At 45.8% G+C, this 19,260-nt stretch carries 22 protein-coding genes and 1 pseudogene; 5 read left to right on the top strand and 18 right to left on the bottom strand.

Annotation, left to right across the window (positions count from 1 at the left end; translation table 11 throughout):
- Window positions 1-34: 34 nt before the first annotated feature.
- The 5 genes and pseudogenes from dat to hprK all read right to left on the bottom strand — a co-directional run bounded on the left by dat (window position 35) and on the right by hprK (window position 3,630).
- On the bottom strand, window positions 35-886 hold the full coding sequence (gene dat, locus D2962_RS05425; RefSeq protein ID WP_120768393.1) for a D-amino-acid transaminase: 852 nt from the start codon (window positions 884-886) through the stop codon (window positions 35-37).
- A gap of 18 nt (window positions 887-904) precedes the next feature.
- Window positions 905-1,654 (bottom strand): phosphatase, encoded by a 750-nt coding sequence (locus D2962_RS05420; protein WP_120768391.1) that lies wholly within the window; start codon window positions 1,652-1,654, stop codon window positions 905-907.
- Window positions 1,655-1,669: 15 nt separating this feature from the next.
- Entirely contained in the window at window positions 1,670-2,053 is a 384-nt protein-coding gene (locus tag D2962_RS18395; protein ID WP_245985022.1) for an SIS domain-containing protein, read from the bottom strand.
- Window positions 2,041-2,724 carry an SIS domain-containing protein gene (locus D2962_RS18390; RefSeq protein WP_245984910.1) on the bottom strand — a complete coding sequence of 228 codons (684 nt, stop codon included), beginning with the start codon at window positions 2,722-2,724 and terminating at the stop codon, window positions 2,041-2,043. The genes D2962_RS18395 and D2962_RS18390 overlap by 13 nt, the downstream gene beginning before the upstream one ends.
- A 14-nt stretch (window positions 2,725-2,738) precedes the next feature.
- Window positions 2,739-3,630, bottom strand: a pseudogene (gene hprK, locus D2962_RS05410) (HPr(Ser) kinase/phosphatase).
- 205 nt (window positions 3,631-3,835) lie between these two features.
- On the opposite strand from hprK, the gene D2962_RS05405 reads away from it, so the two are divergent.
- Window positions 3,836-4,027, top strand: coding sequence for a DUF1540 domain-containing protein (locus tag D2962_RS05405; protein WP_120768385.1), 192 nt, complete (start codon window positions 3,836-3,838; stop codon window positions 4,025-4,027).
- Between the two features lie 154 nt (window positions 4,028-4,181).
- On the opposite strand, the gene D2962_RS18385 is transcribed toward D2962_RS05405, so the two are convergent.
- Window positions 4,182-4,628, bottom strand: a complete 447-nt coding sequence (locus D2962_RS18385; protein WP_245984909.1) for an HD domain-containing protein — start codon at window positions 4,626-4,628, stop codon at window positions 4,182-4,184.
- A gap of 141 nt (window positions 4,629-4,769) precedes the next feature.
- Window positions 4,770-5,033, bottom strand: a complete 264-nt coding sequence (locus D2962_RS18380; RefSeq protein ID WP_245984908.1) for a hypothetical protein — start codon at window positions 5,031-5,033, stop codon at window positions 4,770-4,772.
- A gap of 440 nt (window positions 5,034-5,473) precedes the next feature.
- Here D2962_RS18380 and D2962_RS05395 point away from each other — a divergent pair, with 440 nt between their 5' ends.
- Both D2962_RS05395 and D2962_RS05390 read left to right on the top strand, forming a co-directional pair.
- Window positions 5,474-5,977: a ComEC/Rec2 family competence protein gene (locus D2962_RS05395; RefSeq protein ID WP_245984906.1), complete on the top strand. Its 504-nt coding sequence runs from the start codon at window positions 5,474-5,476 to the stop codon at window positions 5,975-5,977.
- A 119-nt stretch (window positions 5,978-6,096) separates the two neighbouring features.
- Window positions 6,097-6,309, top strand: a complete 213-nt coding sequence (locus tag D2962_RS05390) for a DUF3006 domain-containing protein (protein ID WP_120768379.1) — start codon at window positions 6,097-6,099, stop codon at window positions 6,307-6,309.
- 145 nt (window positions 6,310-6,454) lie between these two features.
- Here the strand turns inward: D2962_RS05390 and D2962_RS05385 are convergent, their stop codons facing one another.
- The 3 genes from D2962_RS05385 to D2962_RS05375 all read right to left on the bottom strand — a co-directional run bounded on the left by D2962_RS05385 (window position 6,455) and on the right by D2962_RS05375 (window position 10,772).
- Complete coding sequence (locus D2962_RS05385) at window positions 6,455-8,287, bottom strand: Cas5 family CRISPR-associated protein (protein ID WP_122014385.1); 1,833 nt, start codon at window positions 8,285-8,287, stop codon at window positions 6,455-6,457.
- Between the two features lie 26 nt (window positions 8,288-8,313).
- Window positions 8,314-9,429, bottom strand: a complete 1,116-nt coding sequence (locus D2962_RS05380; RefSeq protein ID WP_122014384.1) for an aminopeptidase — start codon at window positions 9,427-9,429, stop codon at window positions 8,314-8,316.
- An 86-nt stretch (window positions 9,430-9,515) separates the two neighbouring features.
- Entirely contained in the window at window positions 9,516-10,772 is a 1,257-nt protein-coding gene (locus tag D2962_RS05375) for an MFS transporter (protein ID WP_122014383.1), read from the bottom strand.
- 235 nt (window positions 10,773-11,007) lie between these two features.
- Between D2962_RS05375 and D2962_RS05370 the strand changes: the two genes are divergently transcribed.
- Both D2962_RS05370 and D2962_RS05365 read left to right on the top strand, forming a co-directional pair.
- The gene (locus tag D2962_RS05370) at window positions 11,008-11,856 is read left to right on the top strand and encodes a class II fructose-bisphosphate aldolase (RefSeq protein ID WP_122014382.1); all 849 of its coding nucleotides are present in this window, start codon (window positions 11,008-11,010) and stop codon (window positions 11,854-11,856) included.
- 76 nt (window positions 11,857-11,932) lie between these two features.
- Window positions 11,933-12,979, top strand: a complete 1,047-nt coding sequence (locus D2962_RS05365) for a zinc-dependent dehydrogenase (RefSeq protein ID WP_122014381.1) — start codon at window positions 11,933-11,935, stop codon at window positions 12,977-12,979.
- On the opposite strand, the gene D2962_RS05360 is transcribed toward D2962_RS05365, so the two are convergent.
- From D2962_RS05360 to D2962_RS05325, 8 genes are all read right to left on the bottom strand, one after another.
- Window positions 12,976-13,875: a radical SAM protein gene (locus D2962_RS05360; protein ID WP_122014380.1), complete on the bottom strand. Its 900-nt coding sequence runs from the start codon at window positions 13,873-13,875 to the stop codon at window positions 12,976-12,978. The two genes, D2962_RS05365 and D2962_RS05360, sit on opposite strands and share 4 nt — an antisense overlap.
- 30 nt (window positions 13,876-13,905) lie before the next feature.
- Window positions 13,906-14,250, bottom strand: a complete 345-nt coding sequence (locus D2962_RS05355; protein WP_122014379.1) for a winged helix-turn-helix domain-containing protein — start codon at window positions 14,248-14,250, stop codon at window positions 13,906-13,908.
- A gap of 119 nt (window positions 14,251-14,369) precedes the next feature.
- Window positions 14,370-14,921 (bottom strand): 2-oxoacid:ferredoxin oxidoreductase subunit gamma family protein, encoded by a 552-nt coding sequence (locus tag D2962_RS05350; RefSeq protein WP_122014378.1) that lies wholly within the window; start codon window positions 14,919-14,921, stop codon window positions 14,370-14,372.
- Window positions 14,918-15,667: a thiamine pyrophosphate-dependent enzyme gene (locus D2962_RS05345; protein WP_122014377.1), complete on the bottom strand. Its 750-nt coding sequence runs from the start codon at window positions 15,665-15,667 to the stop codon at window positions 14,918-14,920. Before D2962_RS05345 ends, D2962_RS05350 begins: the two co-directional genes overlap by 4 nt.
- Window positions 15,664-16,722, bottom strand: coding sequence for a 3-methyl-2-oxobutanoate dehydrogenase subunit VorB (locus D2962_RS05340; protein WP_122014376.1), 1,059 nt, complete (start codon window positions 16,720-16,722; stop codon window positions 15,664-15,666). Before D2962_RS05340 ends, D2962_RS05345 begins: the two co-directional genes overlap by 4 nt.
- Complete coding sequence (locus tag D2962_RS05335; protein WP_120768898.1) at window positions 16,697-16,942, bottom strand: 4Fe-4S dicluster domain-containing protein; 246 nt, start codon at window positions 16,940-16,942, stop codon at window positions 16,697-16,699. The genes D2962_RS05340 and D2962_RS05335 overlap by 26 nt, the downstream gene beginning before the upstream one ends.
- Before the next feature lie 28 nt (window positions 16,943-16,970).
- On the bottom strand, window positions 16,971-18,092 hold the full coding sequence (gene buk / locus D2962_RS05330; RefSeq protein WP_120768896.1) for a butyrate kinase: 1,122 nt from the start codon (window positions 18,090-18,092) through the stop codon (window positions 16,971-16,973).
- A gap of 33 nt (window positions 18,093-18,125) precedes the next feature.
- Complete coding sequence (locus tag D2962_RS05325) at window positions 18,126-19,169, bottom strand: Glu/Leu/Phe/Val family dehydrogenase (protein ID WP_122014375.1); 1,044 nt, start codon at window positions 19,167-19,169, stop codon at window positions 18,126-18,128.
- Window positions 19,170-19,260 lie beyond the last annotated feature (91 nt).

Genomic DNA, 19,260 nt, shown 5'->3' with positions numbered 1-19,260 from the left:
TATTAATTTTTTTAAAAGTTTATTCGATAAAATACTACTGATCAATGGTTTTTGTAAGTGCATCGTAAGCTTTCATTATACTTCTGGTTATTTCTCCCGGCACTCCATCTCCAATGATTTTGCCATCTATTTTCACAATGGGCATGACCTCGGTCATGGTCCCCGAAACAAATACCTCCTCGGCTTCAAATAAGTCCTGCAGGGAAAATACTTCTTCAGAATAGTCGATTTTATTATCTCGGGCTATTTCTAAAACAACCCCGCGGGTTATGCCGTGGAGGATAAAGTTATTTGCGGGATGGGTCAGAAGTTTTTTGTTCCTGACTATGAATACATTGCTGCTGGAGGCTTCGGTGACACAGCCTCCCCGGTGAAATATAGCCTCATAGGCTCCGGCTTTTTTGGCTTTTTCCTTGGCTATGCTGTTGGCCAGAAGCTGAACGGTTTTTATATTGCAGCGGTTCCAGCGCTCATCGGGAACCGTAATGCCCATAACGCCATTTTCATAAAATTCCCGGGGCTGGGCCTTGGCTTCTCTTACAATCACAACCCATGTGCAGGAACTTTCCGGTGGGAAGGTGTGCTGGCGGGGATATGCCCCCCTGGTAACCTGGATATATACCGAAGCATCTTTAAAGCCGCTTTCTTTTAAAGCCTGGCGGCAAACCTTCTCCAGATTATCAAGACCAAAATCCATGTCAAGGTATATTTCATCGGCTCCTTTTTTCATACGTGCCAGATGCCGGTCCAGATAGAAAAACCTGCCGCCGTACACCCTCACAACTTCATAGATTCCATCTCCAAACTGAAATCCTCTATCTTCCACCGAAATCCTGGCGTTTTCATAGTCCACCCTTTCGCCGTTTAAGTACACTACAGTTGACATGAATAAACCCCCTCAAGTTTATATTTTTGTATTGGATTTACACTCCGGGACAATATCCCGTCCCTTTGACTTTAAAAAGGCTATCACCTTCTCTATGGAAGTGTTGAGCACATTTTCTTCAGAAATACCTGCTTCTTTTATTATTCTTATGGCCTTGTCAGAATTGCCTACATCATAACAAATATGTGCATCGCTTCCCACCGAGATTTTTGCTCCGAGAGCCGCCGCCTTTTTTGCGATGAGTATGCAGTTTTCCTCACTGCCCCGGCGGCTCACCGTAAAGGAGCTATTGTTTATTTCTATATGTACATTGTAATCCACCGCTGCCCGGACAACCTTATCTATATCTATAGGGAATTCGGGGTTCCCTGGATGTACCAGTATATCCACATGGGGATTTTTCATGGCATTGATGGCGGCCATGGTGTTTTCCTCAACGCTGCCTCCTGGATAGCAAAAGGTATGAAAACCGGCCAGGACTATATCAAGGTTCTTTAAATAGGCTTCCTGCAGGTCCAGGTTTCCGTTATAATCCAATATGTTAGCCTCAATGCCGCGCAGTATGTAAACCCCTTCTATCTGCCGGGGCAACACCTTTATATTACCAAAATGGTAATAATGGGGGCCCCCCGGCAGGGCAGGGCCGTGGTCCGTGATGGCGATCATCTTTAAACCCTTTTTCGCCGCCACATGAGCATTTTCTACGACGGTACTATATGCATGGCCGCTGGCAACAGTATGACAATGGGTATCAACTTCCAGAATCATACGTATTCCTCCAATTTAGCTTTTCAGGCGGTCCTTTAAAGCATTTATAAAATCTATTTCAGTGGGGTCCTTTTGGTTCAGGATGGCAAGATATGCGCTTACATAATCCCCGAAAATTATATGATAAAGCATCCTTTCCAGAGCAGACTCCCCTTTAGGCCATATTTCCGTAACTCCACTTACTACATCCTCTATTAAACTTTTGGTTATATCAATACGTTTTCTAATACGATCATTTTCATCAGGAGACCTTAAAATCACAATCTCCATTTTCGAAAGCAGGTCTTTGTCTCCCTCATAGCCCATTATTTCATTGTGGTTTAGTTCGGGAAACACATTGAAAAAGGCCGGATGCTTGGCGTTTTCATTGAGCTGTCCCTTCCACCTTACCGCAACGATTTCGGTAACACCGGATACTCCGTAAATGACCGGAAGCTTGCCGTGAAGTTTTTAGCCAGAAGTTTTGCAGGGTTGTCGGTTTCGGGCACTTCAGGATACAGGTAATCCCGGGTTTCCTTTAAAAGCTTGATGGTTTCCTCTATTTTAAAATGCTTTCTGGGAACGATGCCCTGCTCTTCAAGAGCTACCAGAAGCGGGAAGAAGGAATATCCAAGAGCCGCCCTTGGAGGCAGGCCATGCGGGATGGTTATAACCGGCACTTCGTCGGCCAGGGCTCTTTTTTTCAATTCACCGCCCGTAGTTATGACCAGCACTTTGGCTTTTCTTTTCAAGGCCTCCTGATAAGAGGCAAGAGTCTCTTCGGTATTGCCGGAGTAGCTGGAAGCTATAACCAGGGTTTTCTCGTCCACAAAGGCCGGAAGGGTGTAATCCCTGTTCACCAGGATGGGTATTACAGAACGGTCCTGGGAGATCATTCGTATAAGATCCCCGCCTATGGCCGAACCGCCGAGGCCGGTGATTACCACATTCACTATGTTATGAAATCTCAAACCCCGGATGGAATCCCTCGCAATTTTTATGGCTTCCTCGCAGTGGTCCGGTAGATGATAGATAAGGTCCAGCATGCCACTTTTATCCAGTTCCTTTATGGCTTTTAAATCATCAAGCATATGTAAACCTCCATTTATTTATTTTTTTCATTGAGTTCTTTAAAAAGTCTGCGGCTAAATTGCAATGGCGGCATTATAGCCCATGTCCTTTAACCTGTGGTCCATGGCCGCAACTTCAAGTATGGCGGCAAGATTTCTTCCGGGCCGTATTGGTATGGTCTTTTTGGGAATGGAAGAATCCAGTATATTGATTTTCTCCTCCTCAAGACCAAGTCTGTCGGTCTCCTTATATTTTTCCCATTCCACCACCTCAATTACCATCTCAATTTTTATATCATCTCTTACAGCACCTGCACCGAAAATGGTCTTGACATCTATGACTCCAGTCCGCGCACTTCCAGATAATACCTTATAAGTTCAGGTGCAGTGCCTACCAGTACATTTTTTGCCACCTGTTTTATCTCCACGGCGTCATCTGCCACCAGGCGGTGCCCCGTTTTATGAGTTCCACAGCAGTTTCGCTCTTGCCTATGCCGCTTTCTCCGAGTATAAGTACGCCAACACCGTATATGTCTACCAGCACCCCATGCATGGTGGTCCTGGGAGCCAGCTCGCTTTCAAGGAAATCGGTAAGTTTACTGATGAACCTTGTGGTAGCTGCCGGAGTGGTCAAAACATACCTTTTATACTTTTTTGCAAGTTCAATGATTTCTTCGGGGGGCGTAAGTTTCCGGGTTATAATAATACATGGTATCTCATAGGATAATAATTTCTCCAGGCGCTCCTGGCGTACCCTGGCAGGAAGACTTTCCAGAAAGGATATTTCGGTCATGCCCAATATCTGTATTCTTTCAAAAGCAAAATAGTCAAAAAACCCGGCAAGTTCCAGACCCGGCCGGTTAAATCCGCTACAAATATATCGGGTGGTGTTTGGCTGCTGACCAGGGTTTCCAGATCCATTTTCATTATTATATCTTTTAAATTTATCTTTGCAAAGTATGCACCTCGACCCTTTTTTACTATTATGCCATTTGATTGATTTTTAAAGTCATTTTCGTCTTATAAATGTTATTCTACAAAAAGAAATGGAATTCCTCCATAACTGTATAAATAATTAAAAACAAATCCTGGGATACTAAATATGAAAAAAATTTTTCAAGGAGGGCATTCCATGGCAAACATAAAATGCAATGTTTCCACCTGCAAATATAACAAAGACAGCGAATGCTGCGCTGAAAGCGTGATGGTGAATTCCATCAGGCCGGGGTGCACATCAAAAGAAGGCACCTACTGCGATGCCTACGAGAAAAAAGACGATTTTGGAAAATGCATAACCACCGACGGTAGGTCCTGCTGGGACTAATCCCGGGAGGCGGCAATATCATCTTGAATTTTCCGGACCGCAGTGTAATTTTGTATATAAGCGCTGCGCTCCAGGAACTTGTCCCAGGGAGTCCAGGAAGTTTCGGGATCGTGATGATTTCGTATGAGCCCTGCAAATTGATTCAACCTTGCGCTTAAAAGGTCCGCGTGAAGAGGGCAAAGGCCTCCATGGTTTTGGGAACTTCAGGGGATCCCCACTCTTTTTCGCCATGGTGTGAAATGATCATGTGGCCGATGGCAAGTTTCAGGTGTTCAGGAAACTCATTGATTTCCCGGATTTTTTCATCTACCATTTCCTTTCCAAGAATGAGATGCCCGACCAGTTTCCCGATATCCGTCATCTCAAAAGAAATACTCGAAAAATCATATTCTTTTATTTTTCCTATGTCGTGCAGGAGAGCTCCGGTTATCAAAAGGTCCCGTTCAATCACATCGGAGTAATTGGCGGCAATATTTTCACATATTTTGGCCACCTCAAGACTGTGTTCCAGAAGGCCGCCTATGTAAGCATGGTGGATTTTCTGAGCTGCCGGCGCGTTTATATATGCCGGATAATAATCCTTATCCTCGAATATGAGCATGAGGAGTTTTTTGAGATATACATTTTTAACCGAGTGAACAAGACTATTAGCTTCTCTACCATCTCACGGCGGTTTTTTGGTGTACATTGCTGAAACATTGCGGGGTCCACAGCTCCTTCATATTTTTCAATCCTGGTTATGTTAATCTGAAGACCATTGTAGTCCGCCACATTGCCCTCTACCAGCACCACCATCTCCCTCATTGAAAAGATCTGAAGCCTCTACCCGCCCCGTCCCAAATCCTTCCTCTACGCTGCCGCTGGAATCCACCAGGTGCAGTTTCATATACTGGCCAGGAGCTTTTGAACTGCTGGATCGATAATTTACCAATGCTTTCTTTGTAACCCCAAATAAACTTTTAACCCTGTCGCCTACTTTCAGGTCTTTTATAAATTGTTTCTCCATGATTACCTCCGAAAAAAAGAATATATGGTATAATGGAATCGGTAACATCGAAGGGGAGATGTTTTAAATGAAAAGGTTTTTACTTAAGAATCAGAAATTCCTGTACATACTGCTTCTGGTAAATTCTTTTCACGACCCTGCTGGTTTCAGGTTGTTCGTTTCAAACCTTCCCCGAGACCGGAAAGACGTCTCAAACCCAGACCGGTGACAACCTGCCGGAAGACCGGAGCTTGCCGTCGTCTTCTTCGCTGCTTGAAGTAATTTCATCGATGTGGGTCAGGCTGACAGCATATTTATAAAATTTCCCGAAGGAAAGACTATGCTCATCGATGCTGGAAACAACGACGATGGAGATAAAATAATAGTTTCATAAAAAAGCAGTGTGTCAAAAAACTAGATGTAGTGGTGGGAACTCACCCCATGAAGATCATATCGGTGCCATGGATGATATAATAAACACATTTAATATTGGGAAAATATATATGCCAAAGGTCACGACTACCACCCGAACTTTTAAAGATGTGCTCACATCCATAGCCGCAAAAAATTTAAAAATCACCACTGCAATGGGCGGTATGACTATACCCGTTGAAGATGACGTAAAGGTTGAAATCCTTGCTCCAAACAGCGCTCACTACGAGGACCTGAACAATTACAGCGCTGTAATAAAAGTCACATATAAAAGTACATCCTTACTCTTTACCGGCGATGCCGAGAAGTTATCCGAAGAGGAAATGCTAAAACTAGGCTTCAATTTGCGAGCGGACGTCTTGAAAGTCGGCCATCACGGTAGCAGTTCAGGCACTTCTGAAGAATTTCTTTCGGCCGTATCTCCCAGATACGCCATAATCAGTGTCGCAAAAAACAATGATTACGGCCATCCCCACAAAGAAACATTAAGGCGTCTGGCCGCCTACGGTGTAAAAGTTTACACCCACCGCTGACAATGGAAATATACTAGTGGAAAGTGATGGAAAAAACATCAGGGTCGGCAGAGTCAATTAGTCAGTTGTCAGCCGATCATAATTCATTTAGTTTTAACCGGTGTTCGAGGAGGTATCCTATGTTCGCTGTCATCGACAGGTTCGAAGGCGAATTTGCAGTAGTCGAAACCGATGATGGAAAAACCATGAACATAAAGAGGAATCTGCTGCCATCCAAAGCCCGGGAGGGCGATATCATCGACCTGGAAAGTATGACCGTCGATGAAAAAGAAACTCTTCGCCGGAAAAAATATATATGTAAGCTGGCAGAAAATCTATTTGAAGATAGTTAAAAAATTTTCTCTCCCAGTACCCGCTTCCCTTTCTGGCTGTAATAAGATCACATGGCCTTTATGATTTTTACTCCCAAAACTAATATTTCCGATGAAAAACCTGAAATAGCATATCCACTTTCTGGAAATCTCCATAGTTAATCATTTACATGCCTCCCTTTATGGTCATCTTTGTGATTTTCCATCGCTCGCCTATTTTAAATAATTCCGCCCTGAAGCCCATCTTATCTTCCAGGTAATGATAGTCTCCTACCAGCATGATTTTCTCGCCGGATATGGGGTAATAGCTCACATCGGTCTTTACATTGTTGTTCCAGTTTTCAAGGCCTTTAGCCTTCATATTCCATTTGTAATGAGAAAATTTCTCTTGAAGAAGGGATAGCACATTCTCCGGCTTTAAATCGCTTACATAATAAAGAATCTTGAGGAGCAAATCCAAATCAAGACTTTCAAAGGCTACATTCATCTTCTCCATGATAAATACGGGGTCTTTTTCTCCCGCTGCCGGTATCGTAAGTGCCCTGTTATAGACCCACTGGAACTCTACGGGAGTTTGAGGAATTTTATCCGAAGCATAAAAACCGTATAGATCCTTTTTTCTGGCTGCAGGTCCTAGAAAAACACTATCTTTTTCCGGAGACCAGAGGGTATTAAATTCCGAGTAATCCCTCTTGTCATATATCACTCCTGAGATGCATTTCAGGTCACTGCTTATGGCAAGTACCATACCTCTTTCCACCGGATTCCCCCATATGCCGTCGGTAGCCTCAACTTTGCCGCCGTTCTGAAGGCTGTATACAGCGTTCTCATCCGCCGCTGTCCGTGCCAGTTCAAAGGAAAAATATATGGGTTTAAATCCGGCGGTGATTATTCTCCCCTTGCCCTTGATAAAACCCGGTTTTGTATAAAGTATATCATCTTTTGAAGGAGATAGACTGTCTATTATCAACTTTGCCTTTTTAAAACGATTATGGGGCGACAGCACCAGACTACCTTCAGTCTGATACACACAGCCCTCTCTCTCGATCACAGGATGGTGCCATGGCATCAATACTGTGAAATACCTGTTTTTAGAAATCACGGTGGGTAGCCCCGCTATAAGTGTCATAACCAGTATGATTATAATGGTTTTTAAAAACGATTGCCCATAACCTCTCAGGTGCTCCCTCGGGCTCTCGGTCAGCGGCTGTTTCATGACCAGATCATGATAAAACAGCATTATATCGAATACCAGGCTGGTGCCCATGTATGGCCACACGACAAGGGCTGTAAACCATCCCCACATGCCGGCTGAATTAATAAATGCGTAAAAAACGGCTGAAACAGCCGCCACTTCTGAAAAAAATATGGCAAAATCCTTGAAATATCTTAACAAAAGCATGGGGGCCGCCATTACTGCTTCTATTAACCCATAATCTTCCATAATGATTACGTAAGGCAGTAAAACAAATATAAACCCCATAAAACCTATAGCTGCATTCAACCACCTGGATTCGCCGAATAAAGTGATTAATGAAAGGAAAAGACCCTCAAAAAGAAAAACCAGAAAAAATCTTGGGCCATAATACCATGCAAATTGGAAAAATGTTTTTATATGCGGCCTTCTATTTCTGATGCCGTCTTTTAGCAAACCCAGATAGCCTGCAGTTACAAGGCCTCCGAGAAATAAAAAAGCACCGTATGCCATGATGCCGGCCCAGGAATCGTTGAAGGCACCCGAACCTGCACGGAATACATTTAGTAAGCCCATCTGCTGTATGGAAGGGAGGGGAGAGGGTATAAAAATCCTCAGATTATGGGTTGTTTTTAAGTTTATCAAAACACTGCCGAAGTCATGGTCGAGATACAGATTGTAACCCAGAAAACTGCTCATGTAAACGGCCAGTATTTTTACGAGGTCCCATAAAAACGGGAAAATCACAACAGGCCATATCAACTTTACCCTCTTAAAGCCTGCCGCAATATCCCTGTCAAACATGCTCTCCCCTCCTTAGAAGCCTTTTATTATTTTAAATTCTCGGGATTTAATCCCCGGAGTTCTTCGGGAACAAAAATGCCATCCTTCCTTACCAGTTTGCCGTCGAACCAGATTTCACCGCCGCCGTACTCCGGCCGCTGGATATACACCAGGTCCCAGTGGATGGCGGATTTGTTGCCATTGTCGCACTCATCATAACTCTTGCCGGGGGTAAAATGTATGCTTCCGGCAATTTTTTCGTCAAAAAGCGTATCCTTCATGGGCTTCAATATAAACGGATTCAATCCTAAGGAAAACTCCCCTATATACCGGGCACCTTCATCGGTATCCAGAATTTTATTGATACGTTCGGTGTCATTGGCCGTGGCCTTAATGATTTTGCCGTTCTTAAATTCGAATCTTATATCTGTAAAGGTAAACCCCTGATATATCGAAGGGGTATTGTAGGATATAACTCCATTAACCGAATCTCTAACCGGTGCGGTATAGACTTCCCCGTCGGGTATGTTTTTCTTGCCATCGCACTTTATGGCGGGCAAACCTTCTATGGAGAAAGTGAGGTCAGTGCCCGGTCCTTTAATATGTACCATCTTTGTTTTGTTCATCAAGTCTACCAGAGGCTCCATAGCCCTGGACATCCTGGCATAATCCAGGCAGCACACGTCAAAGTAAAAATTCTCGAAAGCTTCGATGCTGGTGTCGGCCAGCTGGGCCATGGATGGATTGGGATAGCGGAGAACGCACCACCTGGTATCCGGCACCCGTATCTCGCCGTGCACTGGCTTTACGTAAAGCTGCATGTAAATAGTCTTTTTTTCCTGGGGCACATCGGAAAGTTCCGCTATGTTTTCACCGCCCCTGATTCCAATATAAGCGTTCATATCCTTCATGCGGGCAGAATCATACCTTGCCATCATCTTTAAGGTTTCTTCATCAACGTGCATCAGGATCTCCCGGTCTATTTGTTGCATATTCAATGAAACGAAAGGTCTGGCACCTGCTCTATATGCTTCCCGTATCAGCGCCTTAATTAATGGAATTTCCCCGGGGCCCGATTCTATGAGAATTTTTTCCCCCCTTTTCAATTCCACCGAATAGTGAATAAGCTTGTAAGCCAGTTTCTCAAACCTCGGGTCCTGCAATTTCATATCCCCTTTCAACATTAAACTTTATTTCAATTATTTCTCTATTATTCTATTAAATCCTTTAAAACAGAGTAAATTTTTTATCACACTTTAAGCGACGATATCTTGTGAAATTTGATAATCTGGCAAACGGCAATCCCTGCCGCAATGATACCGATAAAACCGCCTGTTGCAAAGGCCGCTCTCGCCCCAAACCTTCCGGCCAGTGACCCGGCAAATAGGCTGCCCAGCGGTGCCACTCCGGCGAAGACCAGTGAATATACGCTCATCACCCTGCCTCGTAGATGGTCGGGCGTATTTACCTGTATGGTGCTGTTGGCAGAAGCGGTAAAAGTCACCATCATCCATCCGGTCAGAGCCAGAAATACCATAGCCAGTATCTGTGAGTTAACTGTCCCCAGTATAATCTGGGCCGCCGACAGCCCCAGAGCGGCACCTATTAATATCCGCGAAGTAGGTTTATGAGTGGTGGCGGCCAGCATTATAGACCCGATGAGAGCTCCGCTTCCCAGGGAGGACATCATGAATCCGAAGCCTTCTTCAGTCAGGCCAAACCCTTTTTTGGCCAGTACCGGTACCAGCACATTGAAATTCAACGAAAATGTGCTTATTAATGCCATGAGTATAACGGTGATGAATACCGGAGGCGTGTTTTTAATGTAAGTTAGACCTTCCTTTATATTTTCCAGGACTGGTTTTTTATTCTTTGAAGAGTCTTGAACTATTGTTGTTTCTGACGGGATTTTAATCATCAAAAGACCCAATATTACCGCCAGAAAACTCAATGCATTCAAATAAAAACATACCGCTATGCCGAAAAAACCCATCACAAAACCGGCCACTGCCGGACCTATAAGTCTTGCCGCATTGAATATCGTGGAATTCAGGGTAATGCCGTTCATGAGGTGCTCTTTTCCCACCAATTCAACTATAAAGGACTGCCTGGCGGGCATGTCTATGTTGTTTACAAACCCGAGAATGGCGGCCAGTACCAGTATGTGCCAGTATCTCACCTTCCCGGTTGCGGTTAGGGTGGCCAGAATAAGGGCGAGTATCATGAGGACTGTCTGAGTAAAAATCAGTATTCTCCTTTTGGGAAGCCTGTCGACAATTACCCCTGCAAAAAGTGACAGCAGGAGCACCGGTGTAAACTGCAGGGCGCTCACAAGCCCCAGCTTAAAGGATGAATCCGTTATTTTTAGCACCAGCCAGGCCTGGCCTATATTTTGCATCCATGTGCCTATAAGGGATACGCATTGACCGAACCAGAAGAGCCTGAAATTCCTGTGGGTCAAAGCAGGAAAATGCAGGGCAATCCATCTTCTTATACCGTTTTGCATCCTATTCTCTCCCGAATATTACTTTTATATTAAAATAATTATACTGTTTAATCTTCCGGCAGCACTATAAAATTTTAACATAAATTTAACATAAAATAAAGATTTTAAAAGTGTTTTCTCCTTTGAAATGATGCTGTCGGGAAGGATTTTAAAATAATTTGTCGAATTACTTTATATATGTTTTTGCACTTTTTTTCTTCTATTTAACATTTGTTCAATTTTTAGGAGGGTTTATATGCTGGCAACTTTAAAAGAAATTCTTTCAGAAACTCGAAAAAATAAGTACGCTGTCCCAGCCTTTGATGTCAATAATCTGGAGACATTTAAGGCCGTAGTGGATATTGCCGAAGAGGAAAAATCCCCTGTCATAGCCATGGTTCTGGATCCGGATATGAAAAGCTGTACTTTGCGCTACCTGGTCCCCATGATGAAAGAAGTGGCCGCAAGCTCCAGGATACCTGTGTGTATTCACCTAGATCACGGCGCCGACATCCAAACCGTGGCAAGATACATTTCCCTGGGATTTAATTCGGTCATGCTGGACGCTTCTACCCTGTCGCTTTCAGAGAACATTCGGGTCACATCCCAGGTAGTAGAATTCGCCCATGCTGCCGGTATCAGCGTAGAGGCAGAACTGGGCCATGTGGGAGTCGGGCTTTCGGACTCGGCAGAAGATATAAAGGGCTTTTTTACAGTCCCTTCCGAAGTTGAGGAATTTGTGGAGAAAACCGGTGTGGATGCTCTGGCTGTGGCCATCGGCACCGCCCACGGACCATACAGGGGACAACCCCGGCTTGATATCGACCGTTTAAAAGACATAGTTAAAATAACTGACACTCCCCTCGTGCTCCACGGCGGTTCACTAACACCCGATGACCAGGTAAAAGAGGCCATAGCCGCCGGTATCTCCAAGCTGAATATTGCCACTGAACTTCGCATGGCCTTATTTAAAGGACTAAAAGCGACGATATCGGAGCTGCCGGAGCATGCATCGCTCCATGAAATATATGAAAAGCCCATGGAAATGATGAAGCAATTGGTCAGAGAAAAAATACATCTTTGCGGCAGCTATAATAGAGCATAGCCTGAATATATTTTCCGCTGCTTTTATCATCATAGTAAAACTAACAGCGGCGGCATTTTTTTAAGAGGTGATTTTGATGCTTGCTTTGAGGCTTCACGGTAAAAGCGACTTGAGATTGGAGGATATCCCCAGTCCTTCTGCTCCAAAAGGCGGTCTCCTGGTAAAAGTCCGCGCCTGCGCCATTTGCGGCAGTGACTTGAGAAACATAAAGGCAGGAGGTTCATCCCACGGCATGACGCTTCCAAGGGTTCTGGGCCATGAAGCTGCCGGTGAAATAGTGGAAGTCAGTGACGGGGTTGAGGGATTTAACATGGGAGACCGGGTGCTGCTCTCGGTGACGGTACCCTGCGGCAAGTGCTATTATTGCCTTCGGGGTTTAACAAATCTTTGCGATCATAAGACTGCTCTTTCATACCAGTATGACGGGAGCTTTGCCGAATATGTAGCCGTACCGGAACAGTTGGTCAGGACCGGCGGTGTCATCCCCATTCCGGAAAGTGTAAGTTTTGAGCAGGCTTCCATTGTGGAGCCTCTGTCCTGTGTTTTAAATGGCCAGGAGCTTTCAAATACAGGTTTAAATGATGTGGTGGCCATCGTGGGAGCTGGACCCGTCGGCATCGCCCATGCCATGATTGCCAGGGTCCTCGGTGCTTCGAAAATCATAATGGCTGAAATCTCCCAGGAGCGCCTTGAAATGGCCGGTAAAATAAAGGTTGTTGACAGAGTGGTAAACTCGGGAAAAGAGGATTTTGTGAAAGCGGTCATGGAGGAAACCCGTGGCCATGGCGCCGATGTGGTTATAGTGGCAGCCCCTTCGGGTGAAGCCCAGGTCCAGGCCCTTTCCGCCGTAAGGAAGCGGGGCAGGGTGAATTTCTTTGGCGGCCTTCCCAAAGACCGCTCCACCATCACCATCGACAGCAACATTATCCATTATAAGGAATTGTTCGTCCACGGCACATCGGACTCCACCGTAGTCCATATGAAAAAAGTTTTGAGCCTGATTGAAAACAAAAAAATAGATACAGGCCTTCTAATAACAAGAACTTTCCCTATCACTCAATACAAAGAAGCCTTTGACCTGGCTTCGAGCGGAAGAGCCCTGAAGGTTATAATAAATCCCTAGACACCTCCCAGGTCGAAATTTGGAACATATTCCTCGGAAGCAGCGCCTTCTTCCTGCATGAAGCCGTTTTCAAGGCCCAGATTAAAAAAATATTCTATGACCTCGTCATATTCTGCTGCGGAGAGTCTCCTGTTTATCTCGGGACGGCTTTCCGCCTTATAATATGGCATATACTGGGACATGAGGCTTATATAGACACCTTTGGGCAGATTTTCGCTTATCCATTTTAATATCTTTTTAGAGTCCTCTTTATGTCCCGGCAAAACTAGATGTCTTATTATAAGGCCTTTTTTTATTATGCCATTATCATCAAATATTGGCTCCCCTATCTGGGAAAACATTTCCATGATCGCCCGGGTGGCGGTATCGAAATAATTCGGAGCTCCGGAATACTTTATAGCTGTACTGTCATCAAAGTATTTCAAATCCGGCAGGTAAACATCCACCAGGCCAGTTAGAGTTTTTAACGTCTCAACGTTTTCATAGGCATTGGAGTTCCAGACTATAGGGAGCGAAAGGCCCAGCGATTTTGCCAATTTTATGGTCTCGATTATCTGTGGGGTATAGATGGTGGGAGTCACCAGGTTTATGTTGTGGACACCCTTTTGCTGTAATTTTAAAAAAATACCTGCCAGCTCATCTATCGTAACGGCCTTGCCGAACCCCTCCTGGCTTATCCTGAAGTTCTGGCAAAAGATACACCTAATGTTGCAGTGGGTAAAAAACACCGTACCCGAACCTTTTTCCCCGCTTATGCACGGCTCCTCCCATTTATGGGCAAAGGCTTTTGCCACCATTACCTCTCCGGCGGCTCTGCATACCCCTGTTTGACCCGCCAGGCGGTTAACCCCGCATTGGCGGGGACATAAATTGCATTTTTCCAGCAAATCTTTCATATATTATTTATCCACTCTCCATGGCATAAATCAATCATTGTCAGAAATTTTTTCAAAGATCTCTTTATATATGGATGCCAGTGCCTGATCGGCTTTTTCCCTGAACCTCTCGAACCTATCCATTAAATCCCTGGCTTCGGCGGTAAGTTCTGAACCACCACCGCTCTCTCCCCCCACCTTTCGCTTTAAAAGCGCAAAACCCAGTCTTTTTTCCAGGCTTTTTACGAGATTCCACGCCTGGGAATAGGACATATTTATTTCGGCCGATGCCTGACGTAGGGAACCGCTCTTTTCCACCCGCCGCAATATATCGAGGGGACCATCTCCGAACACTTTCCCTTCTTCTTCGAGCCAGATTTTATATCTTAACTTCATAAAAGAACACCACTTTTTAAAGTTTCTATGAAAAATCTTATCACCGTACCCGACCATAGTCAACAAAAAACCCCGGAAATATCCAGGGTTTCCACGTAACTATTTAATTCTATGACTTCTCAATTTGGGGTTGCCTCCACCATAATTTCCATCCCCTTCATGAAAGCCTTCTCATTTATCTCATACATGGACTTTCTATGGGGAGGCAGGAAATAATCTATGGAGCTTAAAACCGTTTTTCTGTCTACTATACCGGTCTTGCCCACCACGGCGCCCAGAGCAACCATGTTTGCAACCTTCATGTTGCCCAGTTCATCGGCTATTCCGCCGGCATCGACTTCCAGGACCTCAACATCCCGGCGGGTGGATTTAACATCGATCATGGCCTTGTTGAGGATTATCAACCCTCCCGGTTTAACCATCGGCGAAAATTTTTCCATAGAGGGTTTATTCATGGCCACCAGCACATCCGGAGAGGAAATAATAGGAGATGGTATTCTTTTATCCGATATCACCACCATACAGTTAGCGGTGCCGCCCCTCATTTCGGGCCCGTAGGATGGTATCCAGGAAACCTCTTTACCCTCCATCATGGCGCTGTGAGCCAGGATCTCGCCCATGAGCATGATGCCCTGCCCGCCAAATCCGGCCATTATTACTTCCAGTTTCATTCCAGCACCTCCCTGGATTCTTTATATACACCCGGCGGAAATACCTTTGTCATCTCGTCATTTACCCATTTCATGGCATCATTTGGGGTCATTCCCCAGTTAGTGGGACATGGAGAAAGAACTTCCACCAGGGAAAACCCCCGATTTTCCATCTGCATCTGGAAAGCCTTTTTTATTAGAGTTTTTGCCTTCAAAATGTTTTTTACATCAGTGAGGGCCACCCTGGCAATAAATGCAGGACCATCCAGCACCGAGAGCATCTCGCATACTTTTATAGGGTATCCTGCCATTCTGGGATCCCTTCCGTAGGGTGAGGTCTCGGTTTTCTGACCTACCAGAGTGGTGGGAGCCATCTGGCCGCCGGTCATGCCGTATATGGCGTTGTTTATGAATATGACGGTTATATTTTCACCCCGGCCTGCCGCATGGACTATCTCTGCGGTACCGATGGATGCCAGGTCGCCGTCGCCCTGGTAAGCAAAAACAATCCTGTCAGGCAGAACCCTTTTTATTCCCGTGGCCACCGCTGGAGCCCGGCCGTGGGCCGCCTGCTGCATGTCAATGTCGAAATAGTTGTATGCCAGCACCGAACATCCCACCGGGGCAATGCCTATGGTTTTTTCCTGAATGTCAAATTCATCGATAACCTCGGCCACCATCCTGTGTACGATACCATGACCGCAGCCGGGGCAATAATGGGTTTTTGTAAGCTGCAGTGATTTGGGCCTTTCAAAAACCACCTTCATCTGGATGCCCCCTTCATCTTGAGGATCTCATTGAAAATATCTTCTGCCGTGGGCACCATGCCCCCGGGCCTGCCGTAAAAGTATACCGGCGCCCGCCCGTTGACGGAAAGTTTTACATCATCTATCATCTGCCCCAATGAAAGTTCCACGGTCAAGAAAGCCTTTGCCCTATCCATAACATCATCGAAGGCCTTCTGTGGATAAGGCCACAGTGTTATGGGCCTTATAAGCCCGGCTTTTATTCCTTCGTTTCTCGCCATTTCCACCGCTGAGAAGGCGATTCTGGCACATATACCGTAAGCTACCACAAAATACTCAGCATCATCTCCGTTTATCACTTCCCACCTGCACTCTTTGGCCATTATTTCCCTGTATTTTCTATCCAGTTTCCAGTTGTGCTGCTCCAATTTTACAGGATCAAGGTAGAGGGAGTTAATAATATTTTGCTTACGGTCTTTCTTTCCCGTGGTGGCCCAGGTCTTTGGCGGCAATTCTCTATGGGATTTTTCCCTGAAAACAACGGGTTCCATCATCTGCCCCAGGATACCGTCTCCCAGGATCATGACCGGGTTTCTGTAAATATCAGCCAGATCGAAGGCATCATACACCATATCCACCAGTTCCTGTACCGAAGACGGAGAAAAGACTATAGTCCTATAATCTCCATGGCCCCCTCCCCGGGTGGCCTGGAAGTAGTCGGATTGGGCAGGCTGTATATCGCCGAGCCCCGGCCCGCCCCTGACAATGTTCACAATCAGGCAGGGAAGTTCGGCTCCGCAAAGGTATGAAATACCTTCCTGCTTTAAACTTATACCCGGGCTGGAAGAAGATGTCATAACCCGGGCTCCGGCCCCTGCAGCGCCGTATACCATGTTTATGGCCGCTATCTCGCTCTCGGCCTGCAGGAAGACTCGGCCTCTTTTGGGCATTTCCCTGGCAAGGTAAGCCGGAAGTTCACTCTGGGGAGTTATGGGATATCCGAAAAAGCACTGGCATCCTGCCCGTATGGCCGCTTCCGCCAGCGCTTCATTACCCTTCATCAACAGCTTTTCCAACCGCTTCTCCCTCCCTTACATCTTTATATACACTGAAAACTATATCGGGACATATGGTGGAACAAAAACCGCAGGCGATGCACCCCTCACAGGCGGCCACAGGGTGATAACCTAGAACATTTACAATAGAATTGTCAAAATGCAATATTTTTTTGGGACATACCTCTACACAGAGACCGCATCCTTTACACCTGTCTTTGTCTATGACCAGCTTATTCAAATAAGATGCCCCCTTGTCTGAATTAAAATCAAGATGTAAGAGCAGTCAATGCCTCCTTTCTCTCCCGGAATTGAGCATACCTCTTTGCTTCCTCCATCCCTTTCAACACCCTCAATGCGCCCTGCGCCAGGGCTTCCAGTTCATCCTCTCCTGGGAATACGTAAATCCTGGCTATGAAGGCCACCCGCTGTTTTATCCAGTTCACGAAGCCTTCATCATAAGCCAGACCACCGGTAAGAACTATGGCGTCCACCTGACCTTCTAGGATGGCGGCACAGGCTCCAATTTCTCTGGCAACCTGATAGGCCATGGCCTCGAAAACCAGCCTGGCTCTTTCATCGCCCTGTTCTATCATAGCCCTGACGGTTCTGGCATCATTGGTTCCCAGATGGGCTACCAGGCCTCCGCTGCCGGCAATTTTTTTCTTGACATCCGCGTATGTCATTCCCCTGTCGACAAACATTCTGACCAGATCCAGGACAGGGAGCCTGCCGGACCTCTCGGGAGAAAAGGGGCCCTCGCCGTCGAGGCCGTTGTTTACATCCACCACTCTTCCTTTTTTATGGGCCCCCACGGTTATTCCGCCTCCAAGATGCGCTACAATAATATTTAATTCATTGTAATTTTTCCCGATTATACTGGCCACTTTCCGAGCCACAGCTTTTTGATTGAGGGCGTGAAATATAGAGCGCCGCTCAATCTCAGGGAGCCCCGTGATACGCGCAAGGGACTCCAGTTCATCCACCACTACCGGGTCAACTATAAAGGATGGAATCCCTAATTCTTTTCCGATTTCATAGGCCAGCAGCCCGCCCAGGTTTGACGCATGCTCACCGTAATATCCGCTTTTGAGGTCTTCCAGCATATATTCGTCTATCACATAGGTTCCACTCTCCACCGGTCTTATGAGACCTCCCCTGCCTACCACGGCATTTAACCTTTTCATATTAAAATTTTTTGTTCGAAGAGTATTAAGTATCAGGTCCTTTCTAAACATAAACTGGTCCGTTATTCTATCAAAGGGTTTTAATTCCTCGGCGGAATGACTCACCTTTTCGGTAATAAAAGGTGTTTCGTCTTCAAAAACCGCAATTTTTGTAGATGTAGACCCAGGGTTAATAGCGAGAATTATATATGAAGTATTCTCCATAAAACCCTCCTCTCCTTTATTGTGAAAAAATCTTCAAGCCACCACTTTTTCAAACCGCTTTTCTGTTACCCTATCGGCTGCTTCTGCAGTGGTTATACCTTCTGATCTGGATAATGCAAAAACCTCTTTCAACCGGGCCGGTATCACGGAAAGCTTCCTGAATACTCTTTCGATACTGTATGGCATGCCTGACAGCTCTTCCGCTACGTTTATCACTCCACCGCCGTTAATGATATAGTCTGGGGCATACAGGATTCCCCGGTCCATTAATCTCCTGGCAAAATTCTCATCTTTTAATTGATTGTTGGCAGCACCCGCCACTATCTTACATGCTAGCCGGTCTATGGTGTTTTCATTTATAATGGCTCCCAGAGCGCATGGAGAGAAAATGTCGCAGGGCACCTCATAAATCTTTTCCGGCTCCACTATTTTAGCTCCCAGTATTTCCTGGGCTTCCTTTACCCTGTCAGGGTAAATATCCGCAGCAGTCACTTCGGCTCCTGATTCGGTGAGCAAACGGGCTACTTCCATTCCCACATGCCCCAGGCCCTGAAGCGCCACTTTCTTGCCCTTGAGGTCATCGCTTCCAAAAACCCACTCCACAGCGGCCTTTATCCCCAGGAACACACCGTAAGCAGTCACCGGCGAGGGATTGCCGCTTTTTCCGGTAAGGCCCACTACATGGTAGGTTTCCTGGGCAATGTAATTCATGTCTTCTTCACAGGTCCCTACATCTTCTGCCGTGATGTACCTCCCACCCAGGCTTTCCACAAACCTGCCAAAAGCTCTGAAGAGCTCCGGCGTCTTGTCCCTGTGCGGGTCGCCAATAATTACAGCCTTGCCCCCTCCCAGACCTAAACCCATAGCTGCATTTTTGTAAGTCATACTCCTGGAAAGGCGAAGCACATCGGTAAGCGCTTCTTCTTCACTTTTGTAGTTCCACATTCTCAAACCTCCCAGAGCCGGCCCCAGCACCGTGCTATGGATAGCTATGATGGCTTTCAGGCCTGCCGCCGGGTCGCTGCAAAACACTACCTGTTCATGTCCCTTTTCAAAAGTCTCCTTAAAAATTTCCATAAGATCTCCCCCTCTTTATTTACTAAAGATTGATAGTCACTGTATAAAACCCTCTGGCTTCCGGCCTCCTATAAATGCGACAGACAAACAG

Source organism: Biomaibacter acetigenes, from assembly GCF_003691585.1.
Lineage (GTDB): Bacteria > Bacillota > Thermosediminibacteria > Thermosediminibacterales > Tepidanaerobacteraceae > Biomaibacter > Biomaibacter acetigenes.
Note: the sequence above shows the minus strand (reverse complement) of the source record. Positions and strands in the feature narration are given on the sequence as shown.

Coding starts and splice junctions, on each gene's coding strand:
- dat (WP_120768393.1), bottom strand. CDS start 886: ATGTCAACTGTAGTGTACTTAAACGGCGAAAGGGTGGACTATGAAAAC.
- D2962_RS05420 (WP_120768391.1), bottom strand. CDS start 1,654: ATGATTCTGGAAGTTGATACCCATTGTCATACTGTTGCCAGCGGCCAT.
- D2962_RS18390 (WP_245984910.1), bottom strand. CDS start 2,724: ATGCTTGATGATTTAAAAGCCATAAAGGAACTGGATAAAAGTGGCATG.
- D2962_RS05405 (WP_120768385.1), top strand. CDS start 3,836: ATGGCAAACATAAAATGCAATGTTTCCACCTGCAAATATAACAAAGAC.
- D2962_RS18385 (WP_245984909.1), bottom strand. CDS start 4,628: ATGCTCATATTCGAGGATAAGGATTATTATCCGGCATATATAAACGCG.
- D2962_RS18380 (WP_245984908.1), bottom strand. CDS start 5,033: ATGGAGAAACAATTTATAAAAGACCTGAAAGTAGGCGACAGGGTTAAA.
- D2962_RS05395 (WP_245984906.1), top strand. CDS start 5,474: ATGGATGATATAATAAACACATTTAATATTGGGAAAATATATATGCCA.
- D2962_RS05390 (WP_120768379.1), top strand. CDS start 6,097: ATGTTCGCTGTCATCGACAGGTTCGAAGGCGAATTTGCAGTAGTCGAA.
- D2962_RS05385 (WP_122014385.1), bottom strand. CDS start 8,287: ATGTTTGACAGGGATATTGCGGCAGGCTTTAAGAGGGTAAAGTTGATA.
- D2962_RS05375 (WP_122014383.1), bottom strand. CDS start 10,772: ATGCAAAACGGTATAAGAAGATGGATTGCCCTGCATTTTCCTGCTTTG.
- D2962_RS05370 (WP_122014382.1), top strand. CDS start 11,008: ATGCTGGCAACTTTAAAAGAAATTCTTTCAGAAACTCGAAAAAATAAG.
- D2962_RS05365 (WP_122014381.1), top strand. CDS start 11,933: ATGCTTGCTTTGAGGCTTCACGGTAAAAGCGACTTGAGATTGGAGGAT.
- D2962_RS05360 (WP_122014380.1), bottom strand. CDS start 13,875: ATGAAAGATTTGCTGGAAAAATGCAATTTATGTCCCCGCCAATGCGGG.
- D2962_RS05355 (WP_122014379.1), bottom strand. CDS start 14,250: ATGAAGTTAAGATATAAAATCTGGCTCGAAGAAGAAGGGAAAGTGTTC.
- D2962_RS05350 (WP_122014378.1), bottom strand. CDS start 14,921: ATGAAACTGGAAGTAATAATGGCCGGATTTGGCGGGCAGGGCATCATG.
- D2962_RS05345 (WP_122014377.1), bottom strand. CDS start 15,667: ATGAAGGTGGTTTTTGAAAGGCCCAAATCACTGCAGCTTACAAAAACC.
- buk (WP_120768896.1), bottom strand. CDS start 18,092: ATGGAGAATACTTCATATATAATTCTCGCTATTAACCCTGGGTCTACA.
- D2962_RS05325 (WP_122014375.1), bottom strand. CDS start 19,169: ATGGAAATTTTTAAGGAGACTTTTGAAAAGGGACATGAACAGGTAGTG.